Below are 23,453 nucleotides of genomic sequence, written 5' to 3'. Positions count from 1 at the left end.
AGAATAGTAAACCAGGAAAGTTAATACCCTATACTTTCTTTGCAGGTGAAGCACTTATACTGTAAGTAGTTTCGAGATACTTATATGGCAAAGGGGCGGAGGGGAATGGCGAGACTCCTGCGGGAAAAAAGTGCAGGGTGAGACCCCACAGGACGCATGCCGAGGAGGCTCACCGCGCTCCCGCGGAAAGCGAGTCATTCCCCGCAGTCCCCATCCACTCAACAAAAGTCTTGAAACTATGTCTCCAACTAAAGGGAGCTATAGTGGAAGAATGAGAAATTAGTAGAATAAATCGATCAGTTCAAAAAGAAAGGCGGTGCGGATGCTGTCTGTTTGATGGCAGGACGCAGCCGAACGGTAATTTTTGATATGAGTGTATTCATCCAAGTCGTATTGCCGGTCATTTTGATTTTCGGAGCAGGCTTTACGATCCAAAAAATCGTTAAATTAGACGTAAAATCCGTATCAACAATCGCTTTGTATGTAATGCTTCCCTGTTTAGTTTTCCAAACGTTTTACGAAGCGGATCTGAACGGAGAGTATTTGATGATGCTCGTCTTTTCTGGCCTGCTGCTTTTCAGTATTCTTGGAATCAACAAGATTGTCAGTAAGTTGAAAAACTATGACCAGAGCATGGAGAGCGGGTTGATTCTATCGACAGCGTTCATGAATTCAGGGAACTATGGTGTGCCGATCATTCTGTTTGCCTTCGGGGAAGAAGGGTTTGTTTATTCTGTTTCTTTCATGGTTCTTCAAGCGATCATTATGAACTTTTTCGGAGTTTACTATGCTGCTAAAGGAACATCTGGTTTGAAAATGGCCCTGTTTTCTGTTTTGAAAATGCCTCCGACGTATGCAGTACTTGTAGCACTACCGATGAACCTTGGAGGAGTGCCTGTGCCTGGAAACCTAATGAACAGTATCGACTTACTTGCAGCCGCAACGGTTCCGATGGTGATGGTCGTGCTCGGCATGCAGCTCGCAGGCATACCATTGAAGAACCTGGAGTGGCCGAAAGTTTCCTATGCAACGACTCTCCGTCTCATCGGTTCACCGCTGATCGCTTTTGTTTTGACACTCCTATTGCCGATGAGTGATATGATGGCGGCTGTTCTGATTGTGTCAGCTGCGATGCCTTCAGCCGCAACGACGACGATCTATGCGGTCCAGTTCAATTCGAAGCCGGACCTGGTTTCAAGCATTACCTTAGTGACGACAGTATTCAGCATTGTCACCATCCCTATATTGTTAAACCTGTTCATATAAAGGAGGACGATAGAAATGAGTGAAAAAGTATCCAGAGATGTAAAGGTGCATATGAAAGAAACGCAGACCATCATGGAGTTGTCCCAGATTATCCAGCGTTATGATTCAGAAATTCTTCTAAAGAAAAACGTTCAAGGAAGCGTGCATGAAGCCAACCTGAAAAGCTTCCTCGGACTCATCAACCTGAGACTGCAGGAAGGCGACGAAATCGAAGTCACCTGCATCGGCCCAGACGCCACAGACGCGCTGGAAGAAGTAGAAACCTTCCTTCAGCCTTAATTGGTATTTTATGTAAGACCTGGTCACCCATGTTATGGGTGACCAGGTCTTACTTTATTTTCCATATAGAAGCCTAATGTCCTAAGCCCCTTATTTATTTCATCTCGTACCATGAGGGAATCGTTAACCTTTTGAATTTACGTTATACTGCAACATACTTTCTTCAATACACCAAAAGAAGAAAGCGGGAACAGCAGTTAAGAATAAATACAGCATTATGGAATAAAAGTTGGTGGCGACCTCTTCTAGATTGCTTTCCAAAAGAGGAAAGAAAAAAAGAAATAATGGACCTCCAACGATATGGAAGAGAAGAGAGGTTTTCCGTATTTTCTTATATTTAATTTTTTCTTTCCTATATAAGAGTTCACTTAACCCTTCACTGATGATCGACCAGAACGGGGCATACACTAAAAATCCAAAAAGAAAAAGACTGTTTGTAACGGCCGACAAAGATTCATTTTGCTCCCATCCTAATATGAAGCCTGTGAAAAGGATAAATGTGAGGAAAATTAAATAGTAAATGGCCCCCACGAAGAACTTCCTGGTGAACATATTTTCAATTAAATTCATTGTTTCTCTCCCTTATATATTCAGTGATTATCCTGAATCCGGATTATAAGTATAATCTATCACAATTAGTATGAATGATAGTTACGTGTAAGAAAAAGACCTGATTACCCATTACTTGGGTGACCAGGTCTTACTTTATTTTCCAGTTGGACAAAAAACTCGTACTGTTTCACATCTTTGAAATAAGAAAGAATGGTAGAGGTGGTAACGAAGTCGGAGTAATAAGGGGAGGGGGACAAGTAGTGGGCGTAGCTGCTCCACTTATAGTCCTCAGGCTGGAAGGTAATCAGTGCTCGACAAGGGTTCAAGTGGATATAGCGACTGACCTGAAGGACCGCATTGACATCATTCTCAAGCTTAGCTTTATAGGGCCCTTCAAAGAGATGACCGACATAGCCGTATTTTTTATTAAAGTACATCGCGTATTGAGAGTGAACATCTTTCATGAACGTACCCGGTGGGAGTTCAATCGTTTCGATCAGGAGATGAACGTGGTTGGACATGAGGCAAAAAGAGTGGAGGTGGAACGGGTGGGAAAGCTTTGCTTCTTGAAGAAGTGTTAGATACTTATATCTGTCTTTCTCATCATAAAAAATATCTGCTTTTCGGTTTCCTCTGGCCGTAATATGGTACCAGGCTTTCGGAAACCAATGACGCTTACGCATTACATCATTCCTTCCTCATTGTAATCTTGCACCTAACCTTTATTCGACAAAAGCATCCAAACTCCTGCTCGATTTCCAAATATTGTCGTACCAGGTCTTACAGTTTATGGTGTACCAGGTCATACAAATAATTCCAATTAAAACTCCGCTCCTCTTCTCTCCACATAAAAAAGATCCGTCTTTGAAGACGGATCTTTTTTATGTGGAGCTTTGTTTTTTCTTATCTTTCCAGAACATGTAGAGGTTCAGGCATAGAAACGCAACACTGAAGATGGCGCTGAACGTTGACATTTCAATGGTGTTCGTGAACCATCCTAAAATTAAATAAATGAGAAAAAATCCGGCAAAACCGAGATAGATCATCGTCTCTTCCTTTCCATAAAACGTCGCATTCATTATAACACTCTATGGAACGCTGAGGAAAATCGCGCTCAATCCGGCGGATACATATGAAAACGATACACGGTGAATTCAGTGCCGGCTTCAATGCTGTAGGACTGGATGGGAAGGTTGGCGAATATTGTTCCATCGGTTTGTTCGATGGATATATCGAGTACTAGTTCTCTATCTTCTAATAGAGGCAGGGGGAATGGGTTGACGATCTCAACCATCCATTCGTAAGCCAGGCGCTCGAGGAAGGCATGAGTGAACGTTGTTGGCGCTTCATCGAGCCATATGTTCGCAAGGGGGAACAAGGATCGGGACGTTTGTTCCAAAGAGGATTCCTCCGTTTTTATAGGATATAAGTATGTTCCCTATTTATTCCATGGATAAACCGATGGAAACTTTCCTTTTGATCTGCTTCCGTGCCCTTTTTATAGTAGAGGGACTTTTGCCCATAAAAAAAGCGATTTGTTTCACGGTGTAGCCGTTACAACATTGTTCCAGGATGTCTTTTTCCATAAGAGTTAGGGAGGAATAGTTGTGGATGTCAAAAAGGAAAAGAGGTTCTTGCAGAGGGTCTTTATCATAGGGGTGTTGTTGTAGGGAGAGATAGTGAACAGCTTCCCTGTCTCGATGCCTCTTCCGGTTCATCGTTTGAAAGTGTCGAAACAAGGACTGAATGAAAAACGTGGAAAACTTACTTCGTTCGGGATCATACTTTTCTACACATCTCAAGTAAACGAGATAGCTCTCCTGCAGGCAGTCTTCATAAGGATCTGGCAGGCTCCAATGACGGAGGGAGGAATGGATGAGGCGGTGATAGCTGTCGAACTCAAGAATAGAATCTTTCATGACACACTCCTTTCTATGCATCTATTATCCTATATTTACCATGGAATAGGAAGCAAAATTCAATTTTCTTCTAGAGAAAATTGAAAATATCAAAAAATATGACACCGAAATCCCCTTTTCTATCGATTATAGTATGAAGAATCATTTAGGGAGGGTGTCTTATGGTCACAGATGACATGTTTGAAAAACTAGTATCAGAAAGTGAAGACTTGATTTATTATCATATTCATAAGCTGAACATCCGAGATAACAACGGGGATTTTTATGCCGAAGGTCTTTTCGCCCTATGGAACGCCTACCGTACATATGATCCGGAAGCAGGGACCTTAAAGTCCTACTTACACTGGAAAGTTCGCAACGCATTAATTGATAAAATCCGCAAAGATTCCAGAATCTATGAACAGGAGGAGGGGATTGCTGAGCGGATGGTACACGAAGGGCTCAGTCAATGGGAGGATCATATTACGGATGAACAATTATGGAAGCAAGTGAAAGCCAGTCTTACAGACAATCAGTGGAAGTGGGTGTACCATTTTATCATAATGGACCGGTCGATCACTCAGATTGCTCGGCTGGAAAAAGTAACGCAGGATGCCGTGAAAAACTGGGGCAGACACGCGAGAAAGAAACTGAAAGAACTTGGAAAGACCATGTAAAAAGCCTCGGAGAAAACCCCGAGACTCTAAACTTATTTATTAATCGTTATGTTTATCTTACTCAATCCAAGAGCACGTGCAGCCTTGATCATTCGTGCCGCCTCTTCTTCTGCATCCTGGATTTGGACGTTATTTCTAGAAATGCTCAGTGTCGTCCCGCCAGACAACATCGTTGCATCCTCTGATGTAGGTTGTTCTTCTTTAATTGATAAAAACGATTGCGGTTGTTCTTCAATCATCTCTTCCTGACGCATGCGATTGACGCGTCCGCGGATTTTACGACCATGATACACGACGCTCGCGTACGGGCATCCTGTCTCAGCAGCGATTTCACGGTAATTCTTATCTGTCTCGCCGATCAGACGCTTTACTTCGCTGAGGTCATAGTCGTATTGTTTGCTCTTCTTCGCCATGGCGAATCCCCCTTTATATTTTCTAGTAATATTGTATACAAGTTTTCCCCATAATAATAGTAGTAGTTAGTAATTCTTTAAATCTTTTAAATATACTTACATTTGTTGTAAACTATAAAATATCATTATAGGAAAGTGTGAAGCTAATTGGTTAAAAGAATTATTTTTGGGGTCATTCCCTTAGTCGTTATGGGAGTGATTTTTTTCTTTTCTTCCCAACCCTATGAACAACAGGACCTACGTCCAACAATGAATCTTTATATGAATTTGGACTTACTCAAGCCTTTATTATCTCTTATTGAATTTACTTATTATGGGGAAACCATCAATGTAGAAAACCGCGGGGTGGACGGAATGCTCGAGTTTCTCATTCGTAAAGCTGCCCACTTGACCATATTTTTCATTCTGATGGTTACCACATATCTTGCTTTCCATCACAACACAGGATGGGGGTTAAAAGTAAAACTGGTGACGTCTTACATCATCACTGTCCTTTATGCTTGTCTGGATGAGTACCACCAGTCACTCACGCCAAACCGGACGCCCTATGCAGGGGATGTGGTTTTAGACAGCATCGGTGGCCTCATGGGAGGCTTATTGATTCTTCTCTTTGCCTTTAGAAAAAGCATGGGTAAACGTAGATGAATCCAGGTCGAAACATAGGATTAATGAAAAAAAGAGACCCAGCAGGATCGTCCTGCTGGGTCTCTTCTTTATTTTTCCGGTGCTAGGACAAATGTTTCCGCGCCACTCAAGTTCACTTGAAGCGGTTCGATATGGTAGTCCTCGAGAGCCAATGCAAGCCGTCCCCGTTTTTCTTCATTCCACTTATCAAAGAGAGCCACGGTGGTTGGGCCTGCACCGCTGATGTAGTGCCCGAGCGCATCCTCTTTGTCCAGAATGTCTTTAAAGGAAGAAAATCCTGGGATGAGCACTTCTCGATAAGGCTGATGCCAGCGATCGCTCTGCATCATCTTCCCTGCGAGTGACCAGTTTTTCGTAGCTAATGCGGCGACGAGAACATTAGCGCTGCCGCTATTGTTGACCGCCTGCTTGTAGTCCATCTCTACAGGCAGCAATCCCCGTGCTTTCTCTGTTTCCAAGTGATAGTCGGGGATGATGGCGAGCCATGTCAACTTATCCATTCCTTCTGTAAAATGGACATAGTCCAAATGCTCTCCATCGTAGTTGGAAACCATGATGCCTCCGAAAATCGCGGGACCGACATTGTCGGGGTGTCCTTCGATTTCACAGGCGATTTTAAACTTTTCATAACGACTCAAACTGAGATCGAGGAGATAATCGGCCAATTCAATTCCTCCGACGACAGCTGTTGATGAGCTGCCAAGCCCACGGGCAATTGGGACATCATTCGTCAGCTCGACATGGGTCGGTGGAAGTTCTTCATGGCCCATGGCTTCAGCTGTAAACAACGCTGTTTTGTAAATGAGATTCCTTTGATCTGAAGGGATATAAGGCTGATCTTCTTCAGGAACGGAAAACGACCACTTTTCGGCCGGTTGGCATTCGAGCGTCACATATTTCGAGAGCGCAATGCCGACCGAATCAAATCCTGGGCCAAGGTTCGCGGATGTCGCAGGCACTCGGATTTGAAACCGGCTCATGATTGGACACCTGTCACAGCAGAAGCGAAGATGTTGTAGTCATTTTCGATCCGTGTCGGCTTGACCGGGCTCTTCTCAATCGCTGTATTAGGATCTTTCAATCCGTTTCCTGTCAGCACATGGACGATTTTAGAACCTTGAGGAATCGTGCCATCTTTCACTTTTTTAATCATCCCAGCGATGGAAGCGCAGGAAGCTGGTTCAGCGAACACGCCTTCTTTCTCTGCTAAATATTGATAGGCTTCTACGATTTCTTCATCCGTCACTTCATCGATCAAACCGTTCGATTCATCACGTGTGCGCAACGCGTTATCCCATCCTGCCGGGTTCCCGATCCGAATCGCTGTCGCCAACGTTTCTGGATCTTCGATAATTTGATTGCGGACGATGGCGGCAGAGCCGCTCGCTTCAAAGCCCATCATCTTAGGCAGGCCGGATCCATGGCGTTCATTGTATTCTTTGAATCCTTTCCAGTAGGCGGTGATGTTACCGGCATTTCCAACCGGGATGCTTAAAATATCCGGAGCAGATCCGAGCGCATCACAAACTTCGAATGCAGCTGTTTTCTGCCCTTCGATGCGGTAAGGATTCACAGAGTTGACCAGGGTGACCGGTTCGTGCTCTGCCATTTTCCGGACCATACGAAGAGCGTCATCAAAGTTTCCTTTGATTGCAAAAATTTCCGCGCCGTACATGACGGCTTGCGCCAATTTTCCTTCTGCAATCTTCCCATCAGGGATGACAACGATGCAGCGGAGTCCTGCCCGTGCGGCAAACGCGGCAGCCGAAGCGGAAGTGTTCCCTGTAGACGCACAGATAACCGCCTCAGACCCTTCTTCGATCGCTTTTGCCATCGCCATCACCATGCCACGGTCTTTAAAGGAACCTGTCGGATTCGCTCCTTCAATTTTTACATACCCTTCGATGCCAAGATCCTGTGAAATGGACGGAATCGGAAGGAGCGGGGTATTCCCCTCATGCAACGTCAATTTTGGTGTTTTTTCTGTAACGGGTAAAAACTCGCCATATTCATGAATCAATCCACGCCACATGTCAGTTTCCTCCTTCAACGCGGAATATACTGTCGATGCTTCTGACAGAATCGAGCGCCTCAATGTCCTGAATCGCTTTTTCAAAATCTTCCTCACTGACCTGGTGGGTGATCATCATCAGTTCCCTTTCACCATCCTGTTCTGTAGAACGCTGAGTGAACTGATCAAAAGACAGGTCGTATTGAGCAAAAATGTTCGTCAAGTCGTTCAACATACCTGCCTTGTCGTCGACATGAAGGCGGATATATTTCTTCGTCAGCTGTTCTTTCTTCGTTTTCACCTGCTTAGGGAACTGTGGTTGCACATAAGCTGTCCCCGTTGTTCCGAGGCGGATGTTTTTCAACACGGCGATCAAGTCAGCTACAACGGCAGTGGCTGTCGGAAGTTTACCGGCCCCTGGTCCGTAGAACATCGTTTCACCGACGGCATCCCCATACACATAAACCGCATTGAATTCATCATTAACAGAAGAGAGCGGGTGTTGAATGGGTAGCAATGTCGGTTCGACACTAACAGAAACCCCATTGCTGTCATTTTCCGCAATACCAATGAGCTTGATGCGATAGCCCAGCTCTTCTGCGTAGGTAATATCATCAGAAGAAATGCCGCGAATCCCTTTAATATCCACATCTTCTAAACGATAAGGCATAGAAAAACCTAAGATTGATAGAATCGTCATCTTTCTTGCCGCATCCAGACCATCCACGTCAGCAGTCGGATCCGCCTCTGCAAAACCAAGATCCTGCGCTTCCTTCAAGACGCTGTCAAAATCAACGCCGTCCTGCGCCATCTTCGTCATAATATAGTTTGTCGTGCCGTTGACGATTCCCATCATTTTTGTAATACGATCGGAGGACAGGCCATCCATAATTGAACGGATGATCGGAATACCTCCGGCCACACTCGCTTCATAATACAAGTCACAGTTGTGCTTTTGACACGCTTCAAACAGCTGCTCGCCGTGCTGGGCGACAAGATCCTTGTTGGCCGTCACGATGTGTTTTCCATGTTCAATCGCTTCTAATAATATAGTAAGCGTGTGATCGATCCCGCCCATCACCTCTACGATGACATCAATCTCCGGATCTCTCGTAATATCCTGATACTGATCCGTCAACTGGGTATCAGCCGGAACCTCGCGGGGCTTAGACATGTCACTGACAAGTACAGATTTAATCGTGACATCACACCCTGTCTTATGTTCAATGCGTTCTTTATGATCGCGGAGAATCTCAATCACTCCACTTCCGACCGTCCCAAGTCCTAGTAGTCCTACGGTAATGGCTTTATTCATCGTTCACACTCCTTGTCTACTTGAAATAAACATTATTCTTTGTATAAAGGACATTGTAACGGAAAGGAAATTGAAGCACAAGAGTGAATTATTAGACTATTTTTATTTTCCATAATATGTATGACCTGGTACAACAATATATGGAAGGTTGCAGACCGTAAAACTTTTTCAAACAGGGAAATAGGGAACTTTTACATTACATTAACAAAACATATAAATTTAACTTTATATATCATTTTTGTTTAGAAAAGACCCTTTTAGAATAACTTTCAGGGTTGAAAATCGCTTTCTTAGGATAATAGATTGTAAAGTTTACAAAAAAGATAGTTTGAAAATAATAGGATATATTGACTAATAATGGAAGTTACTTTATAACTAAATGGTGTGTAAGAGGAGGTGAAACCATAAATGGATACTTATACACAGGAGGAAATACCTGACGTTCCATTATTACCTAAGAATCTTGAAGTTTATGATGAATTTGTAAGGGGACTCATGCAAAAATGGAGAATACGTGGCCGGGAAGATGAATTTATTAGAGAAGGAAGAGCGACCGTATATCGCGTCCGTAAAGAAAAGAAAGAGACGATGGATTTAGACATATGCATAGAGATTAGAAACGATCTACTTAAATTTTTCCCCACAGATTAAACTCTTTATATGAAGCAAAAGAAAAAGAGGGCCGCTAGCCTCATCCACAGCGGCCTTCTTTTTCTTTTGGTAATGACAGGATGACCAGGTCATACAAATATTTCCACACCTAACTCCTATCGTTAATAAAATGGTGGGAATGTGGTGGTGGTAATAAAAGGAGTACCAGGTCATACAGATATTTCCATGGCACCTCCCACATACTTAAATGGTACAATGATAGCAGTTACATAGTGTCATAGCTTTCCATATGAAAAGGGAAGAAAATGAAAAGATTTCTATCAAAATGCGTAGAAAAAACAGGAATTTAAGTACATGGTGGCGAATGAAAAGAACTAGAGAAGAACGAGTAGGAATCTATGCATGGCTACCATACCTTTTACTAGTCGAATTCCACTCTTAGAAAATGCCTTCCCTAAAAATATTAATGAAAATAATCACGAAGGAGTGTTGTGCATGTGGAAAAATGATTACAACCGTTGGAAAGAATTTACCGAACTTGATGCAGATCTTGCATCAAAGCTAGAAGAACTAACATCAGATGAGCAATCTTTGGAAGATGCTTTCTACAAGAACCTGGAATTCGGGACCGGTGGAATGCGCGGGAAACTCGGGCCAGGAACAAACCGCATGAACATTTACACGGTGCGAAAGGCAGCCGAAGGTCTGGCTACGTATGTCAACGATCAGGGCTTGTCCAACAGGGGCGTAGCGATCGCTTATGACTCCCGCTATATGTCTAAGGAGTTCGCAGTGGAAACCGCTCGTGTCCTTGGTCATCACGGCATCCCTTCTTACGTATTCACATCCTTAAGACCGACACCGGAATTATCTTTTGCTGTCCGTCACTTGAACGCAGCAGCAGGTGTGGTCGTAACGGCAAGCCACAACCCTCCGGAATACAATGGGTTCAAAGCCTACAACGAGGACGGCGGTCAGCTTCCTCCTGAGCAGGCAGAAATCATGATCGATTTTGTGAACAAAGTGGAAAACGAATTGAAGGTAGAAGCGGCTGATCAGCAGGAACTTGAAGAAAAAGGTCTTCTTCGCTGGATCGATGCTGAGGTGGATGAGGCTTATCTTGAAGCACTCAAAGGTGTTACTGTCCAATCCGATATCAAGAAGGATTTATCACTCGTGTTCACACCTCTGCACGGTACGGCCCGTGACCTCGTAGAAAAAGGATTGGAACAAAGTGGGTTCACTTCAATTCACATTGTGGAAGAGCAGGCGAAGCCGGATCCTGAATTTTCTACGGTCGCATCTCCAAACCCTGAGGAACATCAGGCTTTCGAAATGGCGATTGAACAAGGAAAAACCATCGGTGCTGACTTGTTGATGGCGACAGATCCTGATGCGGATCGTCTTGGAATCGCTGTCCCGAATGAAGATGGAGAGTATGTTGTCCTTACAGGGAACCAGACAGGCGCACTGTTGTTGGATTACATTCTTGGTCAATCCGAGCAGCTGCCGAAGAACGGTCTATTAATCAAGACCATCGTGACGTCTGAATTCGGTCGTGTCATTGCGAACTCTTATGGCATTCGCTCACTGGACACTCTGACAGGATTCAAGTTCATCGGTGAAAAAATCCGTGAATACGAACAGACAGGCGAGCATACATTCATGTTCGGTTATGAAGAGAGTTACGGATATCTTGTAAAAGACTTTGCGCGCGATAAAGATGCTGTCCAGGCTGCTGTTCTTGCAGCGGAAGTTGGCGCGCATTGGAAGAACCAAGGTAAAACGCTGCTGGATGCGCTGGATGAGTTGTATGAAAAGCACGGCTATTTCCTTGAGGATCTTCAGTCCATGAAGCTTGAAGGGAAATCAGGCGCTGACCAGATCAAGGCGATTATGGATGATTTCCGGAACGCAGAGATCAAAGAAGCGGGTGGAAAGAGTGTTGTTGCTATCGAAGATTACGCGACAACGATTCGTAAAAACGTCCAGGACGGAACCGAAGAGGAAATTGATCTTCCGACGTCCAATGTCGTCAAGTTCATCCTTGAAGACGACTGCTGGTTCTGCTTACGCCCATCAGGCACAGAGCCGAAAATTAAGTTTTATTATGGTGTGAAATCCGGCACTAGAAAAGAAAGTGAAGAACTGTTGGCCGCTGTGAAAGCCACCGTTAACGAACGCTTGCACGCGCTTATTTAAGTAAACAAAACCTCGATGCGAAATTTTAAGGCATCGGGGTTTTTCTTTTGTCTGAAAAAATCTTTCTTCTTTACTCACCCCGGGAATCCTCAATTCAACCTTCCCTCTCAAAACAACCATACACCTACGCCTATTCCTAATAAATCGCTTTCATTTTGTTGACAAATGCGCGATAATAGAATAAAATACTGAAAATTCAGATTTAATGAAAAAAGGGGTGGGCCCATGTTGAACATAAAAATGCTAAAACCATACTATGTTAAAGAAGACAAACGTTTCATTCGCGTCGTTCTAGCCTACCAGTACTTTTCGCTACTCATTGACAACGAGTTGTATCAGTTCATCCCAATGGAATCAAGAGAAATTATAATCGACCGCAATCGTCAACGGGTGCATAACGTTTTCGATATATTCGTCTTCCAAAGGGGCAAGAAAATGGTCTATGTTTCTGTCTCTGATTTACTGCAAGTTCCTGAGTTTATCAAGCACCTTCATTCGATTGTGTCGCCGTATTATGAAGAGGGGATCGAAATCAGTCAGCAATCATCTAAAGAAGTGAAGGAAATCATCCGTGAATTAGAAAAAAACAACCTTCGACGCCTCATCGACAAGGCGATCGATCAGAATGATGAGGACGCCTTCCGTCTTCTCACTGAAAAATGGAATGACATGTACACGTGAAAATCCCCAGGTATGTTCTTCTCATGCCTGGGTGTTTTTTATATGGATACTATTCTACAAAAAGTTACAATAACTTTATGAAATTTCAGAAAAATTAAGTGAGATATGTGAAAAAATAATGATAATTTTTAAATTGTAATCCTTTTCCATCCATTATAATAGTACATAGAAGAACACGAATAATGAACATGAGAGCTTATAGGGACGGCGGTCATAGCCGTTCTGGAGGCTCACCTCATCAATTTGACCAATTTAGGGAGGGTGACCGGATGAAGATGCTGCCTGCGAAGTTTAAGTTGGATGATGAATGGGTTTCTCTTATAAAGGAAGCAAAACAGCTGGGATTAAGCACGGAAGAAGTCAAACGCTTTTTGCAAAATAACCAGAAACAAAAGAAAACAGTTTGACACCCTGTACTTGAAAGGGTGTTCTTTTTTTGACATGATATAGAAGTACTGAGTCTATAGATGGGGAAGAAAGAGAGGTCCATATGAGGAAATATGAGCTTATTAACTTGTTGAAAGATTGTTCTATAGCCATTCAAACCCCTGTATTGTTGTTTAATGAACGTAGTAAAATGGTGTACCATTTTCCAGATAGTTTTAAAAAACCACCCGAAGTACTCACAGAAATACATAATACTTACATTGAAGAAAGTAGAAAGCGTCCGTTTACGTTGCAATTATATACAGATCCCTACCATCAACACCTCCTCCTATATCCTTGCTTGGATGATGATGGAAAGGAATTAGTTGTAGGGGTCGGGCCATTTCTGCAGCAGGAAATGTTGAGAAAACACGTGAGAATGAATCTCGTCATGAACGAGCTGGGTGCTGAGCTGGAGGAACAATTTGTTAATTATTTTGACCAGCTACCAGTAATCAACCAAGTGCAGATCAGTTCGCTCAAGCGGTTGCTAAGCCAACTATTACCGAAACGTAAGAACCGATCAGGACCGGGTTTTGAACAGGAAAAAATCCACAAACAGTATCAATCGTACACTCAAACACTTTCTTCTTACACTGAAACCGTAGCTTCCAAACAAAGATTCATTGAATTATTTAAGAACGGCGATGAAGAGGCGATTGAGGAGTATCAAGAACTCAGAGAAAAGCTAATCGATGCGGAAGATATTCGTAAGCATAAGAATCAACTGATTCGCTTGATTTCTGAATTAGGTCATTTGTGTGTGGAAAAAGGGAGTCAGCATGATGAAATTGATTCTCTATGTGATTTCTATATCAATTTTCTCGAAGCGAGAGAAACGGCAGAAGATCTGAAGGCATTGGAGGCGAACATTCTATATTCTTTTTTGGAGCGCATACGAAAAAGCGGCGATCATGTGTTGTATTCTCCATTGGTTGAACGAACGCAGCGGTATATTTTTCAAAACCTAACGAAGAATCTAACTTTGAAAGCCATCGCTGAAACACTTAAGGTGAACCCCAATTACTTATCAGGGGTCTTTGCCAAGGAAAAAGGGGTTTCCATTACGCAGTTTATTAATCAACAGAGAATCAAGGAAGCCAAAGAGCTGCTCTGTATCAGCCCCCATTCACTCATGGATATAAGTACACTGCTTGGTTACAACAGTCAAAGCTACTTCACCAGGGTCTTCAAAAGTATAGAAGGAATAGGGCCGAAAGAGTTCAGGCAAAAATATAGAGTGCACGAAGAGTAAAGACGAATGAGAACCCATTCGTCTTTTTTTTATGGAGAAAAACGCCCCTGACTTAAAAAAGTAGAAGTGAGTATCTCATTGCTGCAATCGTCAGAATCCTCCATGTTTTCCCTCGCGTTTTAAAATGAGTCATGCATAAAGGAAAAAAGAGGAAAATAATAAGATTTACGTATATAATGTTCTCAATATAGGAATTAATTGTTTCTTTTAAAGAACTTTCATATTATAATATTCTTAATAAAGAACAAAAAATCATATCCATACGTCAAGTTTATGAAAGTGAGGAAAGGTAATGACCCCTATCGGTGAGAAGATCCGCGTATTAAGAACGGGTAAAAATCTTTCGGTCAATGAATTTGCAAAAAAATCAGGGGTGTCGAAATCCTACATCAGCAATATTGAGAGAGGGGTGCAAACCAACCCATCACTTATTGTCATGGGGAAATTAGCCAAGACCCTTGAAGTTCCTCTGGAGGAATTGTTGACACACAAGTATGCGCATATGAAGGATGATGAGGAAGATACCAGATGAGTGGGTGTAGGAGAGTAATGGATGACCAACAACTGGAACTCAAAAGGGAAGGAGAGGAGGAGAATGAGAAACAAAACCATATTCACTAGGGACGCGGCACAAAAAAACGTTTGTTCTTCTCCTCTCCCGTCTTTCATGAATCCACCTGAGGAATCACTAAGTTTGAATGCGGTGGTTTCACACTATTCCCAGTTGCGTGTGAAGGCAGGATGGAATTTGTTGCGGCGGGACGGTTGTGTTTATGCGGAACATGAGGAAGACGAAGGGAGAGATCCTGAATGGATGGCAGGGATTACAGGGGATGAATCTCCACTCTCCTATTTGCAGGCGGCTGTTTGCTACCATCACCTTAAAGCCTACAGTGATCAGGAAGCCGACGTGATCCAGCAAGCCATCATTGATGACGCATACGTGAGAGAACTGGATCTATTTCATCGGTGGAATTTTGGGAAGTGGAATAGAAGTTTCAATCCTCTCTTTTTTTATGATTCCCTCCATCATCCAGCGGTCATTTTTTTCACCTATTACCAAGAAGGTGGGGAAGTGATACAAAAACATATCCATCGGTTCAGCAGAACCAGCTATCACTTGAAGACTCTCAAACGAACGTGGAGCACAGTTTCGTAAGCGTGAAAAGACCAGGCCGGCCATGTCTTATGGCCGGCCTGGTCTTTTTTTATCGGTTGTCCACGTTTACCCACACGGAAACTATTCATCGTTCATATTATATTCTGACATTTTTTATTTAATTATGCGGAAGAATAGTATAAGATAAGAGATAGATTGAAAGATTTAACATATTTCCCCGGAAATAATCATATTTTGAAACTTTTTTAGTGCTGTTACGTCTAATAGGATAAGAGTTACATAGAAAAACAGACAGAAAAAGTCGTTTAATGACGAACGTTTAAGTAAATAGAGGACATAGAGTAAACGAATAGAAAAGGTGGAAAGCATGGAAAATTTAAAAGATGTGCTGCAAAACATTATTCAGAAGACAGAAGATGCCGAGTTGCTAACTTCTAAGGAAGTCATTGATAAATTGATTGAACAACTTCAACAATAATCAAAAAGCATCGCCACAGTGGATCAGGTGAGCGGTGTTTTTTGTGTGCATATGTACATAAGAGACTATGCCTCCACCTCCTATGTTATGATTTAGACTGCTCAGAGGAAACTTAAGATGTAAGTGAGGACTATTATGAATATTTACGTAGACATTATAATTGCAATCGTTTTATCAATGAGTGTTAGTTTCATTCTTGTTTTCCCTGTGATGAAACTCGCTGTGAAATGGAAAATGATGGACTATCCTGAGATGAGAAAAATTCATAAAGAAATCACCCCGCGTATGGGGGGACTCGCAATATTTGGCGGTGCCGTGGCGGGCATGCTTTACATCCGTCCGGACATCCCTTATCTGATTCCTATTTGTATAGGGGCATTCATTATCGTATTAACAGGTCTGTTTGATGACCGCTATCAAATTCGCCCTGTGTTTAAGCTGCTGGGTCAAGTGACCGCAGCGGGTGTGCTGATCTTCTCCGGTTTGAAGATTGATGTGCTGAGCATCCCATTCATTGGCATGGTGTCGTTAAATGATCCGATTAGTATCATTCTTACGTTTCTATGGATCATCGGGATTACCAACGCGATTAATCTGATTGATGGTTTGGACGGGCTCGCGGCAGGAGTTTCGACCATTTCATTGATCAGTATAGCTGTGATGGCCCTGGCGATTGAACCACAAGTGGCCATTGTGTACTTGTGTGTCGTCCTCATCGGCAGCAATATTGGTTTCCTGTTCCATAATTTTCATCCAGCCTCCATCTATATGGGCGATACTGGTTCCCTGTTTCTAGGTTACTCCATGGCTGTCATTTCTATGGTTGGTTTATTTAAGAACGTTACGCTTTTCAGTTTTGTTATTCCGATTATTGTGTTGGCTATTCCTGTCTTTGACACGTTGTTTTCGATCGTCCGCAGGCTGATCAACAAACAGAAAATTATGATGCCGGATAACAAACATATCCACTACCAGATTCTTGAGGCGGGCTTCAGTCATAGAGCCACTGTTTTAATCATTTATGCTTTCAGCGCTGTTTTTGGTTTGTTAGCCCTGTTGTTCTCCCTTACGTCTTTCGGAATTTCATTGATTATCACGCTTGTGATCCTCTTCCTGCTTCATTTGTTCGCAGAGATGACAGGTGTGGTTTATCGTGGGAAACGCCCGGTGATCGGATTGTTCTCCAAGAGGCAAAGAGAAAAGGATAAAGAAAAAGGATAAAAGAAGCACGTTGACCATGGGAGTCAACGTGCTTCTTTTTAATAGGAGTCTACATCTCCTGGTGTAATGAACCATTGATCGGCATCATCCATCGTTGTATAAGCAGGGTCGATGGCTTTTCCTACAAGAGGCATGGGGCTGTCTTTATGCAGGAATCCTTCATCTTTTAACGTTTTGGCTGCAATGCTTTGAGGTAATGCCCATGATTGCAGTACATCCATGTCTTCTAACTCTTTGCGGGCAGCGGCTAATAACACGGGCCATAGTTTTTCGTCTGAGGCCAGCCAGTCTACCAACATGCCGTTGTTGAAGGACTTGGACTGTTTATGGGTAACAACATAACCAAGCAATTGCCCATCTTCGTATAGTCCGAGCATTTTATAGTTGTATTCAGGGTGATCGAAATATCGATAGTTCAAGTATTCGGCATCCCTCACTACTAATCCATTGGCGGTCCTTTTGGTTTTCTCCGCCAAAGAATCGAAAGCTTCATCGCAGCGTTGGACTTCTTTGATCTCATAACCTGATGGTTTTATGTTTGGGCTTTTCAATTTCTCGAAGATTTTATCCAAGGGCTTCAAAATGGCCATAGGTGAAAATTTTGAAGCGAGCAGGTGGATCGGTTTTTGGACCAACATCCAGCGAGGCATATCCGTGAGATGACTCGCTCCTGTATATCGTAAGAATAATTCTTTTGCTTTCGGAGCAGGGAAACCATATAGATAATCGATTCCATCACGTTCCGCCTCCAGTAAGAGGGCGTCATTCAGTTTTTTATAGATTCCTTTTCCGCGTGCATCCGGGTCCACCATCGTATCCACACGTAGGCCAACCCTGCTCTTATTTCCATTTAAGTAGGCATCTGTTACCCATAAGCTGATATGGCCGAGAATTTCCCCCTGTTCTTCAAACACTAGAATGAAAGGGCGGTCCTGTTTAGGATTTTCTTTGAATTTCCATTCCCATGCCTTCAATGTGCGTGTATGGTTGAATGTCTTTGTGTATAGAGTTTGAATCTGTTCCTCATCACCCTTAAGGTAACGTCGAACTGTCATGGCGTGTCGTCCTTTCTTTATGAAACATACTTCATACGAGTATATCAAAAAATAACTTTTCCGCGCATGACTGGATCATTACAATTTTTTGACTTTTCATTTAAGATAGGGAGCAGGAATAGCGCACGGGTAAGGAATCAGATATAATGAGTAGTGGATAGCATTCACTTGCCAGACCGCGTTTTAGCGACTGTTCCCTTTCCTGAAAAATAAGGAGTGAAAAAAGGGAATCAATGCTATACCTTCACTTTCTCCCATTTTATATGAAAAGTTTGGGTGTCTGACTCTTTACTAACGTTTAAAGAGACAAACAGTGAGGGAAGAAGGGTATAAGACGATTCATGGTAGTTTTTAACTTATGAATGGTACCGAACGTCATAAATTTCAATTTTTTACGAATGCTATGAAGAACAGAATGAACGAATCGATGAATCCAGTAATTTTTAATAGAATATATGTCTACGAAGGTGTAGGTGCAAGAGAAAGGGAGTATTGTTGTATGAAAAAGTCACTGTGTGTGGTTGGCCTGGGTTATATTGGTCTGCCGACTTCAGTTATGTTTGCGATCCATGGGCATAAGGTCCATGGGGTGGACGTGAATCAAAAAGCTGTAGAAATGATCAACGCGAAACAGCTTCATATAGAAGAAAACGGCTTGCAGGAACGTTTGGAGGAAGCGGTGGATGCTGGGAATTTCAAAGCATCCATGGAACCTGAAGAAGCGGATGTTTTCGTGATTGCTGTTCCATCCCCAATCAGGGAAGATAAAACAGCCAATCTTGATTATGTACGCAAAGCAACAGAAGCGATCGTTCCATTCATTAAGGAAGGGAACCTGGTTATTCTTGAATCGACCGTCCCTCCACGTACAGTCGAAGACGTGATGCTTCCTGTTCTTGAGCAGACCGGCCTTGATATTGGGAAAGAGCTGTTCGTTTCCCATTCACCGGAACGTGTCATTCCTGGAAAGGTCTTTCAAGAGCTCGTTGATAATGACAGAATCGTCGGCGGGATCAATGAGGAATCTTCTGTAATGACGAAGGAATTGTACGAGTCTTTCGTTAAAGGAAACATCCACTTGACGGATGCTACAACGGCTGAAATGGCGAAGGTCATTGAGAACACGTACCGTGATGTGAACATTGCTTTTGCCAACGAACTTGCGATGATCAGCGACCGCATCGGAGTGAATTCCTGGGAAGCGATCAAGCTTGCCAACTACCATCCTCGTGTCAATATTCATACGCCAGGTCCTGGTGTAGGTGGACACTGTATTGCGGTGGATCCATGGTTCCTGGCAGAGCTTGAGCCAGAACTATCCGAAATCATCCGACTATCGCGTCATACCAACGACAACATGCCGCGGTACACAGCAGATCAAGTAGAGAAGCTGATGAAAGATCAATTCATCCAGGATCCGAAGGTGGCCCTTTTTGGATTGTCATTCAAAGCGAACATCGATGACCATCGGGAGAGTCCTTCCTTGAAGGTGATCATGGAGCTTGTGGAGCGAGGCATCAGTTTTACAACTTATGATCCCCATATTAAAGAGAATATCGCTTCCAATCAGACGCAGGATATGGAAGAAGCATTGAATGGAGCTGATATTCTAGTTGTATTGACCGATCATAATGAATTCAAGACCCTTGATGCTTCCTTTGTAAAAGAAAAGATGGGCAATCGTGTCGTTCTTGATACAAAGAATTGCTTGAATCTCGATGACTGGAAAGAAGCCGGTTTCGTAACGAAGCGTCTGGGCGACTCCAAGAATGTATAAAAAGGTGACTATATGAAAGAGCAGTTCTTAGGTGTGGATGTCAGCAGTTATTCATACGAACAATTAAAAAAGAATGTAGTCGAAGACATTAACCATAAGCGTAAATCGTTTATCGTGGCCATCAACCCGGAGAAGATTCTTAAAGCCCAGCATGATGGGGACTTGAAGCATCTCTTGAATAAAGCGACCTATCAAATCCCTGATGGGGTCGGCGTTTTAATTGCGTCCCGTCTGAAGCGGGGGAACATCAAAGAACGCGTGACGGGCATTGACATGCTGCTTACCCTTTGTGAACAGGCACAACAACATGACAAGTCGGTTTTCCTCTATGGAGCGAAGCCTGGGATAGCAGAAGAAGCAAAAGGTGAGCTGATTCAAAAATACCCAGGATTGAAAATCGCCGGAGTCATTGACGGCTATGAGAAAGATGAACAAAAAATCATCCAGACCATCAACGAATCCAAGGCGGATATTCTGTTCGTCGCCCTAGGCAGCCCGAAGCAGGAATATTGGATTGTCGACCATATGGATGAATTGGATGTCAGCATCTTTCAGGGTGTGGGTGGATCTTTTGATGTCATCTCAGGGAGAATCAAAAGAGCGCCTGCCTTCTTCCTACGCTTCGGTTTGGAATGGTTGTATCGACTGATCATTGAACCTTGGCGGATTAAAAGACAAATTAAACTCCCTGCTTTTCTATTGAAAGTTTGGAGAGATAAATAAAAAAAGAGCAGCTGCTTGATTAAGCAGCTGCTCTTTTTGTTTGGGAAAAAATGGTTCAGACATAGTGAAAGCGCTGTCCATCTCTTTAGTTATACAAATCTAGTACAATCTTTCCAGAAGGTGCATGATACTTTTGGAGGGATTAAAGAAAATTTAGGAAAGTTCATAAAGGAACGGTTGTTAGTTACATTTGTGTTATATATAATTACATATTGTCAAGAGAATGACTTTATTCGACATAATTGTTCCAAAACATCTATAAATTGATAAAAATTTCCGGGTCCGTTCAACAATCGTTTTGAATCGTCCGATAATACATATAAGAAGACTCTTCTATGAATCTTTGAAAAGGTAGGTAGAGTCTATGATGTTTCGAATGGGTGCTTGTTTCATTTTACAAGTGATTTCAACACATACTCCCTACTATTACACTACCCGATATTAAATAAACTAAAACTTACATACACAACCCGAACAAAACATCGAAAATTCAACAAAGTCAGCTGAGGTGGTACCCCAAAAACAAATCAATCGGCCATTGGATCCTTTACAAAAAACTATGAAAATATTTCACTATTAGGAGGAAATTATGAAAAGACTGTACACGTTGCTATTCTTTGCGCTTTTTACTCTTTTTGTTCTTTATCCTGCAGCGGAAGCCCATGCAGAGAAGACGGTTGTTATTGACCCGGGACATGGAGGGAGGTTCTCAGGAACGACAGGTTATTCCGGTGGATCTACAGGATATTACGAAAAGCATTTTAACCTCGAAGTTGGAGAAAAACTTTACGATGCTTTGAAAGCAAAAGGCTATAACGTACATATGACGCGCACCACAGACAGCCATTTCGCTTATAATCTGCATGATGATCTGCAGGCAAGAGTAGATATCTCGGATGAAGCAGCGGATGGGGATCATGATAATGCCATTTTCCTATCCCTTCATTCCAATGCCCTTCCATCTAATCCTTACATGAGAGGGTATGAAACGTATTATTTTGATATGAGCAATAGAAGTTCTACATACACGCCTTCTCCGGAGCAGATTGCATACGCTCCAGAAAGTAAGCGTTTAGCACAGACGATGCACCGTCACATCCTAGATGGAACACCGCTTGGAGAAGGTAGAGGGATGGTTCCAAGTAACCTCTACGTAACAAGAAAAGCGGTTATGCCGGCAGCCTTGCTGGAGTTTGGCTACATGTCAAACCCGACAGAAGAAAAGCTTATCAAGACAGAGAGCTTTCAGAAAAAAGCCGTCCAATCGGTGACCGAAGCCGTGGATCGTTATTTCAGCGTATATGAGGTATTCGACCACGAAGGTAAGAAAGTTAAACTGACAAGTGATAAAGAAGATGCGATCCACCATGCAGAAAACATGGACAATGGGTATGTTTTCGACAAGTACGAGCAGGAAATCATCTATGAAAATATGAGTAAACGATACGGTGTCTATCATAAGTCTGACCGATCCAAAGATCGCCTGTTCATTTCCCGAAATGATGCCGTCGAGTTTGCGAAAGAGCTCAGTAATGTAAGAGTCGTAGACAACAAACAAGGGGAAGTCATCTGGTCCGATTACTTGACCAAAGCTTACGAAGTTGTCCACTCATCCCAAGGGCTCCTGATTGAGACACACAGTTTGGAAGAAGCACTGGATTATGCAGGTGACTGGAAGAACACAGCTGTCATTGGAAAAGAAGACGACGAAGTGATTTGGAGCAACTATTTAAATGAAGAATTTGAAGTTGTTCATTCAGAAAAAGGTGTCTTGAAAACATTCTACCGTGAGGAAAAAGCAATTGCCTATGCGGAAGAATGGAAGAATACGAAAGTTAGAAACATAACAACAGAAGAAGTGGTATGGGATCATACGTCTTCTGACTATCAGTATACGTTCAACACTTCAGAGCTTGCCGGGAAAGATCGAATCAAGACAGCCATTGAAGTTTCCAAGAGTCTTTACCCGAACGGTTTCGATAACGATGGAGAGCGTACGGTTGTCCTGGCGACAGCGTTTGAATTTGCGGATGCTCTTTCTGCAGGGCCGCTCGCAGCTGAGCTTGGCAATGCACCGATTCTATTAAATCGAGATGATCGTCTGGACCCAGCTGTAGTAGATGAACTGAAAAGGCTAAACGCGAATAAAGTCGTAATTCTTGGTGGAACCAATGCCATATCAGAAAACGTTGAAAACGAATTGAGCCGTCACTTGTCCGTTGAACGTATTTCCGGAAAGGATCGAATTCAATCGAATCTGGAAATCAACCAACGTTTGTCTGATGTCGAGGGTGTCTTTGTCGCCTCTAGTACAAGTTTCCCTGATGCTCTTGAAGCCTCTTCCGTAGCAGCAGCCAACGGATGGGCCATCGTTTTGACAAACCAGGAGAAGATCACGGAAGAAAGCCTTGAGTTCCTGCACGGTAAAGAAGTAGCTATTCTTGGCGGTACAGCCGTTGTTTCAGAAGAAGTCGAAGAGACATTGGTTGAGCATAACGGTGGCGATCGTGTCGTCCGACTGTCTGGAATCAACCGTTACGAAACAGTCGCTGCAACGATCGATTATTTCAAAGATGATATGCGTTCGAACACCATGCTTGTAGCAACAGGACGCAATTATCCTGATGCCTTGACTGCATCAGCGATTTCAGCCCGTACGAAAGCGCCACTTATCTTAGTAGGGGGCGACTTGAATGCAGACCTTCAAAAAACATTGAACTGGTACGGAACGGAAAATGTGGTTCAAAACCTTCGTGTCATCGGAGGTGTCGTTGACAACGCTCAACGGAATGAAATTGCTGGTTACCTCAAATAAGCACGCATCTTGATACAGCAAAGGAGAGGTGT

The 23,453-nt window shown here is 43.0% G+C and carries 25 protein-coding genes; 15 read left to right on the top strand and 10 right to left on the bottom strand.

Annotation, left to right across the window (positions count from 1 at the left end):
* Positions 1-369: 369 nt before the first annotated feature.
* Both ACXACN_RS12260 and ACXACN_RS12255 read left to right on the top strand, forming a co-directional pair.
* A complete protein-coding gene (locus ACXACN_RS12260) occupies positions 370-1,266 on the top strand; it encodes an AEC family transporter (protein WP_474966869.1) in 897 nt (298 codons plus the stop codon).
* Between the two features lie 15 nt (positions 1,267-1,281).
* Entirely contained in the window at positions 1,282-1,545 is a 264-nt protein-coding gene (locus tag ACXACN_RS12255; protein ID WP_474964775.1) for an HPr family phosphocarrier protein, read from the top strand.
* 123 nt (positions 1,546-1,668) lie between these two features.
* Here ACXACN_RS12255 and ACXACN_RS12250 read toward each other — a convergent pair whose 3' ends face one another.
* The 5 genes from ACXACN_RS12250 to ACXACN_RS12230 form a co-directional block, all read right to left on the bottom strand.
* On the bottom strand, positions 1,669-2,115 hold the full coding sequence (locus ACXACN_RS12250; protein WP_474964773.1) for a hypothetical protein: 447 nt from the start codon (positions 2,113-2,115) through the stop codon (positions 1,669-1,671).
* Positions 2,116-2,219: 104 nt separating this feature from the next.
* Positions 2,220-2,780 (bottom strand): transposase, encoded by a 561-nt coding sequence (locus tag ACXACN_RS12245; protein ID WP_474964772.1) that lies wholly within the window; start codon positions 2,778-2,780, stop codon positions 2,220-2,222.
* Between the two features lie 198 nt (positions 2,781-2,978).
* Positions 2,979-3,176 carry a hypothetical protein gene (locus tag ACXACN_RS12240; protein WP_474964770.1) on the bottom strand — a complete coding sequence of 66 codons (198 nt, stop codon included), beginning with the start codon at positions 3,174-3,176 and terminating at the stop codon, positions 2,979-2,981.
* A gap of 35 nt (positions 3,177-3,211) precedes the next feature.
* Complete coding sequence (locus tag ACXACN_RS12235; RefSeq protein ID WP_474964768.1) at positions 3,212-3,496, bottom strand: hypothetical protein; 285 nt, start codon at positions 3,494-3,496, stop codon at positions 3,212-3,214.
* Positions 3,497-3,539: 43 nt separating this feature from the next.
* Entirely contained in the window at positions 3,540-4,016 is a 477-nt protein-coding gene (locus tag ACXACN_RS12230; protein WP_474964766.1) for an RNA polymerase sigma factor, read from the bottom strand.
* A gap of 161 nt (positions 4,017-4,177) precedes the next feature.
* Between ACXACN_RS12230 and ACXACN_RS12225 the strand changes: the two genes are divergently transcribed.
* On the top strand, positions 4,178-4,672 hold the full coding sequence (locus ACXACN_RS12225) for a sigma-70 family RNA polymerase sigma factor (protein ID WP_474964765.1): 495 nt from the start codon (positions 4,178-4,180) through the stop codon (positions 4,670-4,672).
* Between the two features lie 32 nt (positions 4,673-4,704).
* Here ACXACN_RS12225 and ACXACN_RS12220 read toward each other — a convergent pair whose 3' ends face one another.
* Positions 4,705-5,085, bottom strand: coding sequence for a hypothetical protein (locus ACXACN_RS12220; protein WP_474964763.1), 381 nt, complete (start codon positions 5,083-5,085; stop codon positions 4,705-4,707).
* A 147-nt stretch (positions 5,086-5,232) separates the two neighbouring features.
* Here ACXACN_RS12220 and ACXACN_RS12215 point away from each other — a divergent pair, with 147 nt between their 5' ends.
* A complete protein-coding gene (locus ACXACN_RS12215) occupies positions 5,233-5,730 on the top strand; it encodes a VanZ family protein (protein ID WP_474964762.1) in 498 nt (165 codons plus the stop codon).
* Positions 5,731-5,798: 68 nt separating this feature from the next.
* Here the strand turns inward: ACXACN_RS12215 and thrB are convergent, their stop codons facing one another.
* The 3 genes from thrB to ACXACN_RS12200 are packed head-to-tail and all read right to left on the bottom strand — an operon-like array spanning position 5,799 to position 9,056.
* Positions 5,799-6,710, bottom strand: a complete 912-nt coding sequence (gene thrB, locus ACXACN_RS12210; protein ID WP_474964761.1) for a homoserine kinase — start codon at positions 6,708-6,710, stop codon at positions 5,799-5,801.
* Entirely contained in the window at positions 6,707-7,762 is a 1,056-nt protein-coding gene (thrC, locus tag ACXACN_RS12205; protein WP_474964759.1) for a threonine synthase, read from the bottom strand. Before thrC ends, thrB begins: the two co-directional genes overlap by 4 nt.
* 1 nt (position 7,763) lies before the next feature.
* Positions 7,764-9,056 (bottom strand): homoserine dehydrogenase, encoded by a 1,293-nt coding sequence (locus ACXACN_RS12200; RefSeq protein WP_474964758.1) that lies wholly within the window; start codon positions 9,054-9,056, stop codon positions 7,764-7,766.
* 408 nt (positions 9,057-9,464) lie between these two features.
* Between ACXACN_RS12200 and ACXACN_RS12195 the strand changes: the two genes are divergently transcribed.
* The 8 genes from ACXACN_RS12195 to ACXACN_RS12160 all read left to right on the top strand — a co-directional run bounded on the left by ACXACN_RS12195 (position 9,465) and on the right by ACXACN_RS12160 (position 17,051).
* Entirely contained in the window at positions 9,465-9,707 is a 243-nt protein-coding gene (locus ACXACN_RS12195) for a hypothetical protein (protein ID WP_474964756.1), read from the top strand.
* Positions 9,708-10,163: 456 nt separating this feature from the next.
* Positions 10,164-11,870 (top strand): phospho-sugar mutase, encoded by a 1,707-nt coding sequence (locus ACXACN_RS12190; RefSeq protein WP_474964755.1) that lies wholly within the window; start codon positions 10,164-10,166, stop codon positions 11,868-11,870.
* A 225-nt stretch (positions 11,871-12,095) separates the two neighbouring features.
* Positions 12,096-12,551 carry an IDEAL domain-containing protein gene (locus tag ACXACN_RS12185; RefSeq protein WP_474964754.1) on the top strand — a complete coding sequence of 152 codons (456 nt, stop codon included), beginning with the start codon at positions 12,096-12,098 and terminating at the stop codon, positions 12,549-12,551.
* Between the two features lie 269 nt (positions 12,552-12,820).
* Positions 12,821-12,958: an anti-repressor SinI family protein gene (locus ACXACN_RS12180; protein ID WP_474964752.1), complete on the top strand. Its 138-nt coding sequence runs from the start codon at positions 12,821-12,823 to the stop codon at positions 12,956-12,958.
* Between the two features lie 83 nt (positions 12,959-13,041).
* Positions 13,042-14,232 (top strand): helix-turn-helix transcriptional regulator, encoded by a 1,191-nt coding sequence (locus ACXACN_RS12175; RefSeq protein WP_474964751.1) that lies wholly within the window; start codon positions 13,042-13,044, stop codon positions 14,230-14,232.
* A 292-nt stretch (positions 14,233-14,524) separates the two neighbouring features.
* Entirely contained in the window at positions 14,525-14,764 is a 240-nt protein-coding gene (locus ACXACN_RS12170) for a helix-turn-helix domain-containing protein (RefSeq protein WP_474964749.1), read from the top strand.
* A gap of 63 nt (positions 14,765-14,827) precedes the next feature.
* Entirely contained in the window at positions 14,828-15,391 is a 564-nt protein-coding gene (locus tag ACXACN_RS12165; protein ID WP_474964748.1) for a hypothetical protein, read from the top strand.
* A gap of 574 nt (positions 15,392-15,965) precedes the next feature.
* On the top strand, positions 15,966-17,051 hold the full coding sequence (locus tag ACXACN_RS12160; RefSeq protein ID WP_474964747.1) for a glycosyltransferase family 4 protein: 1,086 nt from the start codon (positions 15,966-15,968) through the stop codon (positions 17,049-17,051).
* Between the two features lie 38 nt (positions 17,052-17,089).
* Here the strand turns inward: ACXACN_RS12160 and ACXACN_RS12155 are convergent, their stop codons facing one another.
* Positions 17,090-18,106: a GNAT family N-acetyltransferase gene (locus ACXACN_RS12155; RefSeq protein WP_474964745.1), complete on the bottom strand. Its 1,017-nt coding sequence runs from the start codon at positions 18,104-18,106 to the stop codon at positions 17,090-17,092.
* Positions 18,107-18,605: 499 nt separating this feature from the next.
* On the opposite strand from ACXACN_RS12155, the gene ACXACN_RS12150 reads away from it, so the two are divergent.
* The 3 genes from ACXACN_RS12150 (at position 18,606) to ACXACN_RS12140 (ending at position 23,421) form a co-directional block, all read left to right on the top strand.
* Positions 18,606-19,883, top strand: a complete 1,278-nt coding sequence (locus ACXACN_RS12150; RefSeq protein ID WP_474964744.1) for a nucleotide sugar dehydrogenase — start codon at positions 18,606-18,608, stop codon at positions 19,881-19,883.
* Positions 19,884-19,895: 12 nt separating this feature from the next.
* Positions 19,896-20,606: a WecB/TagA/CpsF family glycosyltransferase gene (locus tag ACXACN_RS12145; RefSeq protein WP_474964742.1), complete on the top strand. Its 711-nt coding sequence runs from the start codon at positions 19,896-19,898 to the stop codon at positions 20,604-20,606.
* A 589-nt stretch (positions 20,607-21,195) separates the two neighbouring features.
* A complete protein-coding gene (locus ACXACN_RS12140; protein WP_474964741.1) occupies positions 21,196-23,421 on the top strand; it encodes a cell wall-binding repeat-containing protein in 2,226 nt (741 codons plus the stop codon).
* The last annotated feature ends 32 nt before the right edge of the window (positions 23,422-23,453 follow it).

Source organism: Halobacillus sp. AWM4_238 (assembly GCF_056158265.1).
Note: the sequence above shows the minus strand (reverse complement) of the source record. Positions and strands in the feature narration are given on the sequence as shown.

What these genes read in the sequence shown, in the direction of transcription:
- ACXACN_RS12260 (WP_474966869.1), top strand. Translation starts at nt 370, where the DNA reads ATGAGTGTATTCATCCAAGTCGTATTGCCGGTCATTTTGATTTTCGGA.
- ACXACN_RS12255 (WP_474964775.1), top strand. Translation starts at nt 1,282, where the DNA reads ATGAGTGAAAAAGTATCCAGAGATGTAAAGGTGCATATGAAAGAAACG.
- ACXACN_RS12250 (WP_474964773.1), bottom strand. Translation starts at nt 2,115, where the DNA reads ATGAATTTAATTGAAAATATGTTCACCAGGAAGTTCTTCGTGGGGGCC.
- ACXACN_RS12245 (WP_474964772.1), bottom strand. Translation starts at nt 2,780, where the DNA reads ATGCGTAAGCGTCATTGGTTTCCGAAAGCCTGGTACCATATTACGGCC.
- ACXACN_RS12240 (WP_474964770.1), bottom strand. Translation starts at nt 3,176, where the DNA reads ATGAATGCGACGTTTTATGGAAAGGAAGAGACGATGATCTATCTCGGT.
- ACXACN_RS12230 (WP_474964766.1), bottom strand. Translation starts at nt 4,016, where the DNA reads ATGAAAGATTCTATTCTTGAGTTCGACAGCTATCACCGCCTCATCCAT.
- ACXACN_RS12225 (WP_474964765.1), top strand. Translation starts at nt 4,178, where the DNA reads ATGGTCACAGATGACATGTTTGAAAAACTAGTATCAGAAAGTGAAGAC.
- ACXACN_RS12220 (WP_474964763.1), bottom strand. Translation starts at nt 5,085, where the DNA reads ATGGCGAAGAAGAGCAAACAATACGACTATGACCTCAGCGAAGTAAAG.
- thrB (WP_474964761.1), bottom strand. Translation starts at nt 6,710, where the DNA reads ATGAGCCGGTTTCAAATCCGAGTGCCTGCGACATCCGCGAACCTTGGC.
- thrC (WP_474964759.1), bottom strand. Translation starts at nt 7,762, where the DNA reads ATGTGGCGTGGATTGATTCATGAATATGGCGAGTTTTTACCCGTTACA.
- ACXACN_RS12200 (WP_474964758.1), bottom strand. Translation starts at nt 9,056, where the DNA reads ATGAATAAAGCCATTACCGTAGGACTACTAGGACTTGGGACGGTCGGA.
- ACXACN_RS12195 (WP_474964756.1), top strand. Translation starts at nt 9,465, where the DNA reads ATGGATACTTATACACAGGAGGAAATACCTGACGTTCCATTATTACCT.
- ACXACN_RS12190 (WP_474964755.1), top strand. Translation starts at nt 10,164, where the DNA reads ATGTGGAAAAATGATTACAACCGTTGGAAAGAATTTACCGAACTTGAT.
- ACXACN_RS12185 (WP_474964754.1), top strand. Translation starts at nt 12,096, where the DNA reads ATGTTGAACATAAAAATGCTAAAACCATACTATGTTAAAGAAGACAAA.
- ACXACN_RS12180 (WP_474964752.1), top strand. Translation starts at nt 12,821, where the DNA reads ATGAAGATGCTGCCTGCGAAGTTTAAGTTGGATGATGAATGGGTTTCT.
- ACXACN_RS12175 (WP_474964751.1), top strand. Translation starts at nt 13,042, where the DNA reads ATGAGGAAATATGAGCTTATTAACTTGTTGAAAGATTGTTCTATAGCC.
- ACXACN_RS12170 (WP_474964749.1), top strand. Translation starts at nt 14,525, where the DNA reads ATGACCCCTATCGGTGAGAAGATCCGCGTATTAAGAACGGGTAAAAAT.
- ACXACN_RS12165 (WP_474964748.1), top strand. Translation starts at nt 14,828, where the DNA reads ATGAGAAACAAAACCATATTCACTAGGGACGCGGCACAAAAAAACGTT.
- ACXACN_RS12160 (WP_474964747.1), top strand. Translation starts at nt 15,966, where the DNA reads ATGAATATTTACGTAGACATTATAATTGCAATCGTTTTATCAATGAGT.
- ACXACN_RS12155 (WP_474964745.1), bottom strand. Translation starts at nt 18,106, where the DNA reads ATGACAGTTCGACGTTACCTTAAGGGTGATGAGGAACAGATTCAAACT.
- ACXACN_RS12150 (WP_474964744.1), top strand. Translation starts at nt 18,606, where the DNA reads ATGAAAAAGTCACTGTGTGTGGTTGGCCTGGGTTATATTGGTCTGCCG.
- ACXACN_RS12145 (WP_474964742.1), top strand. Translation starts at nt 19,896, where the DNA reads ATGAAAGAGCAGTTCTTAGGTGTGGATGTCAGCAGTTATTCATACGAA.
- ACXACN_RS12140 (WP_474964741.1), top strand. Translation starts at nt 21,196, where the DNA reads ATGAAAAGACTGTACACGTTGCTATTCTTTGCGCTTTTTACTCTTTTT.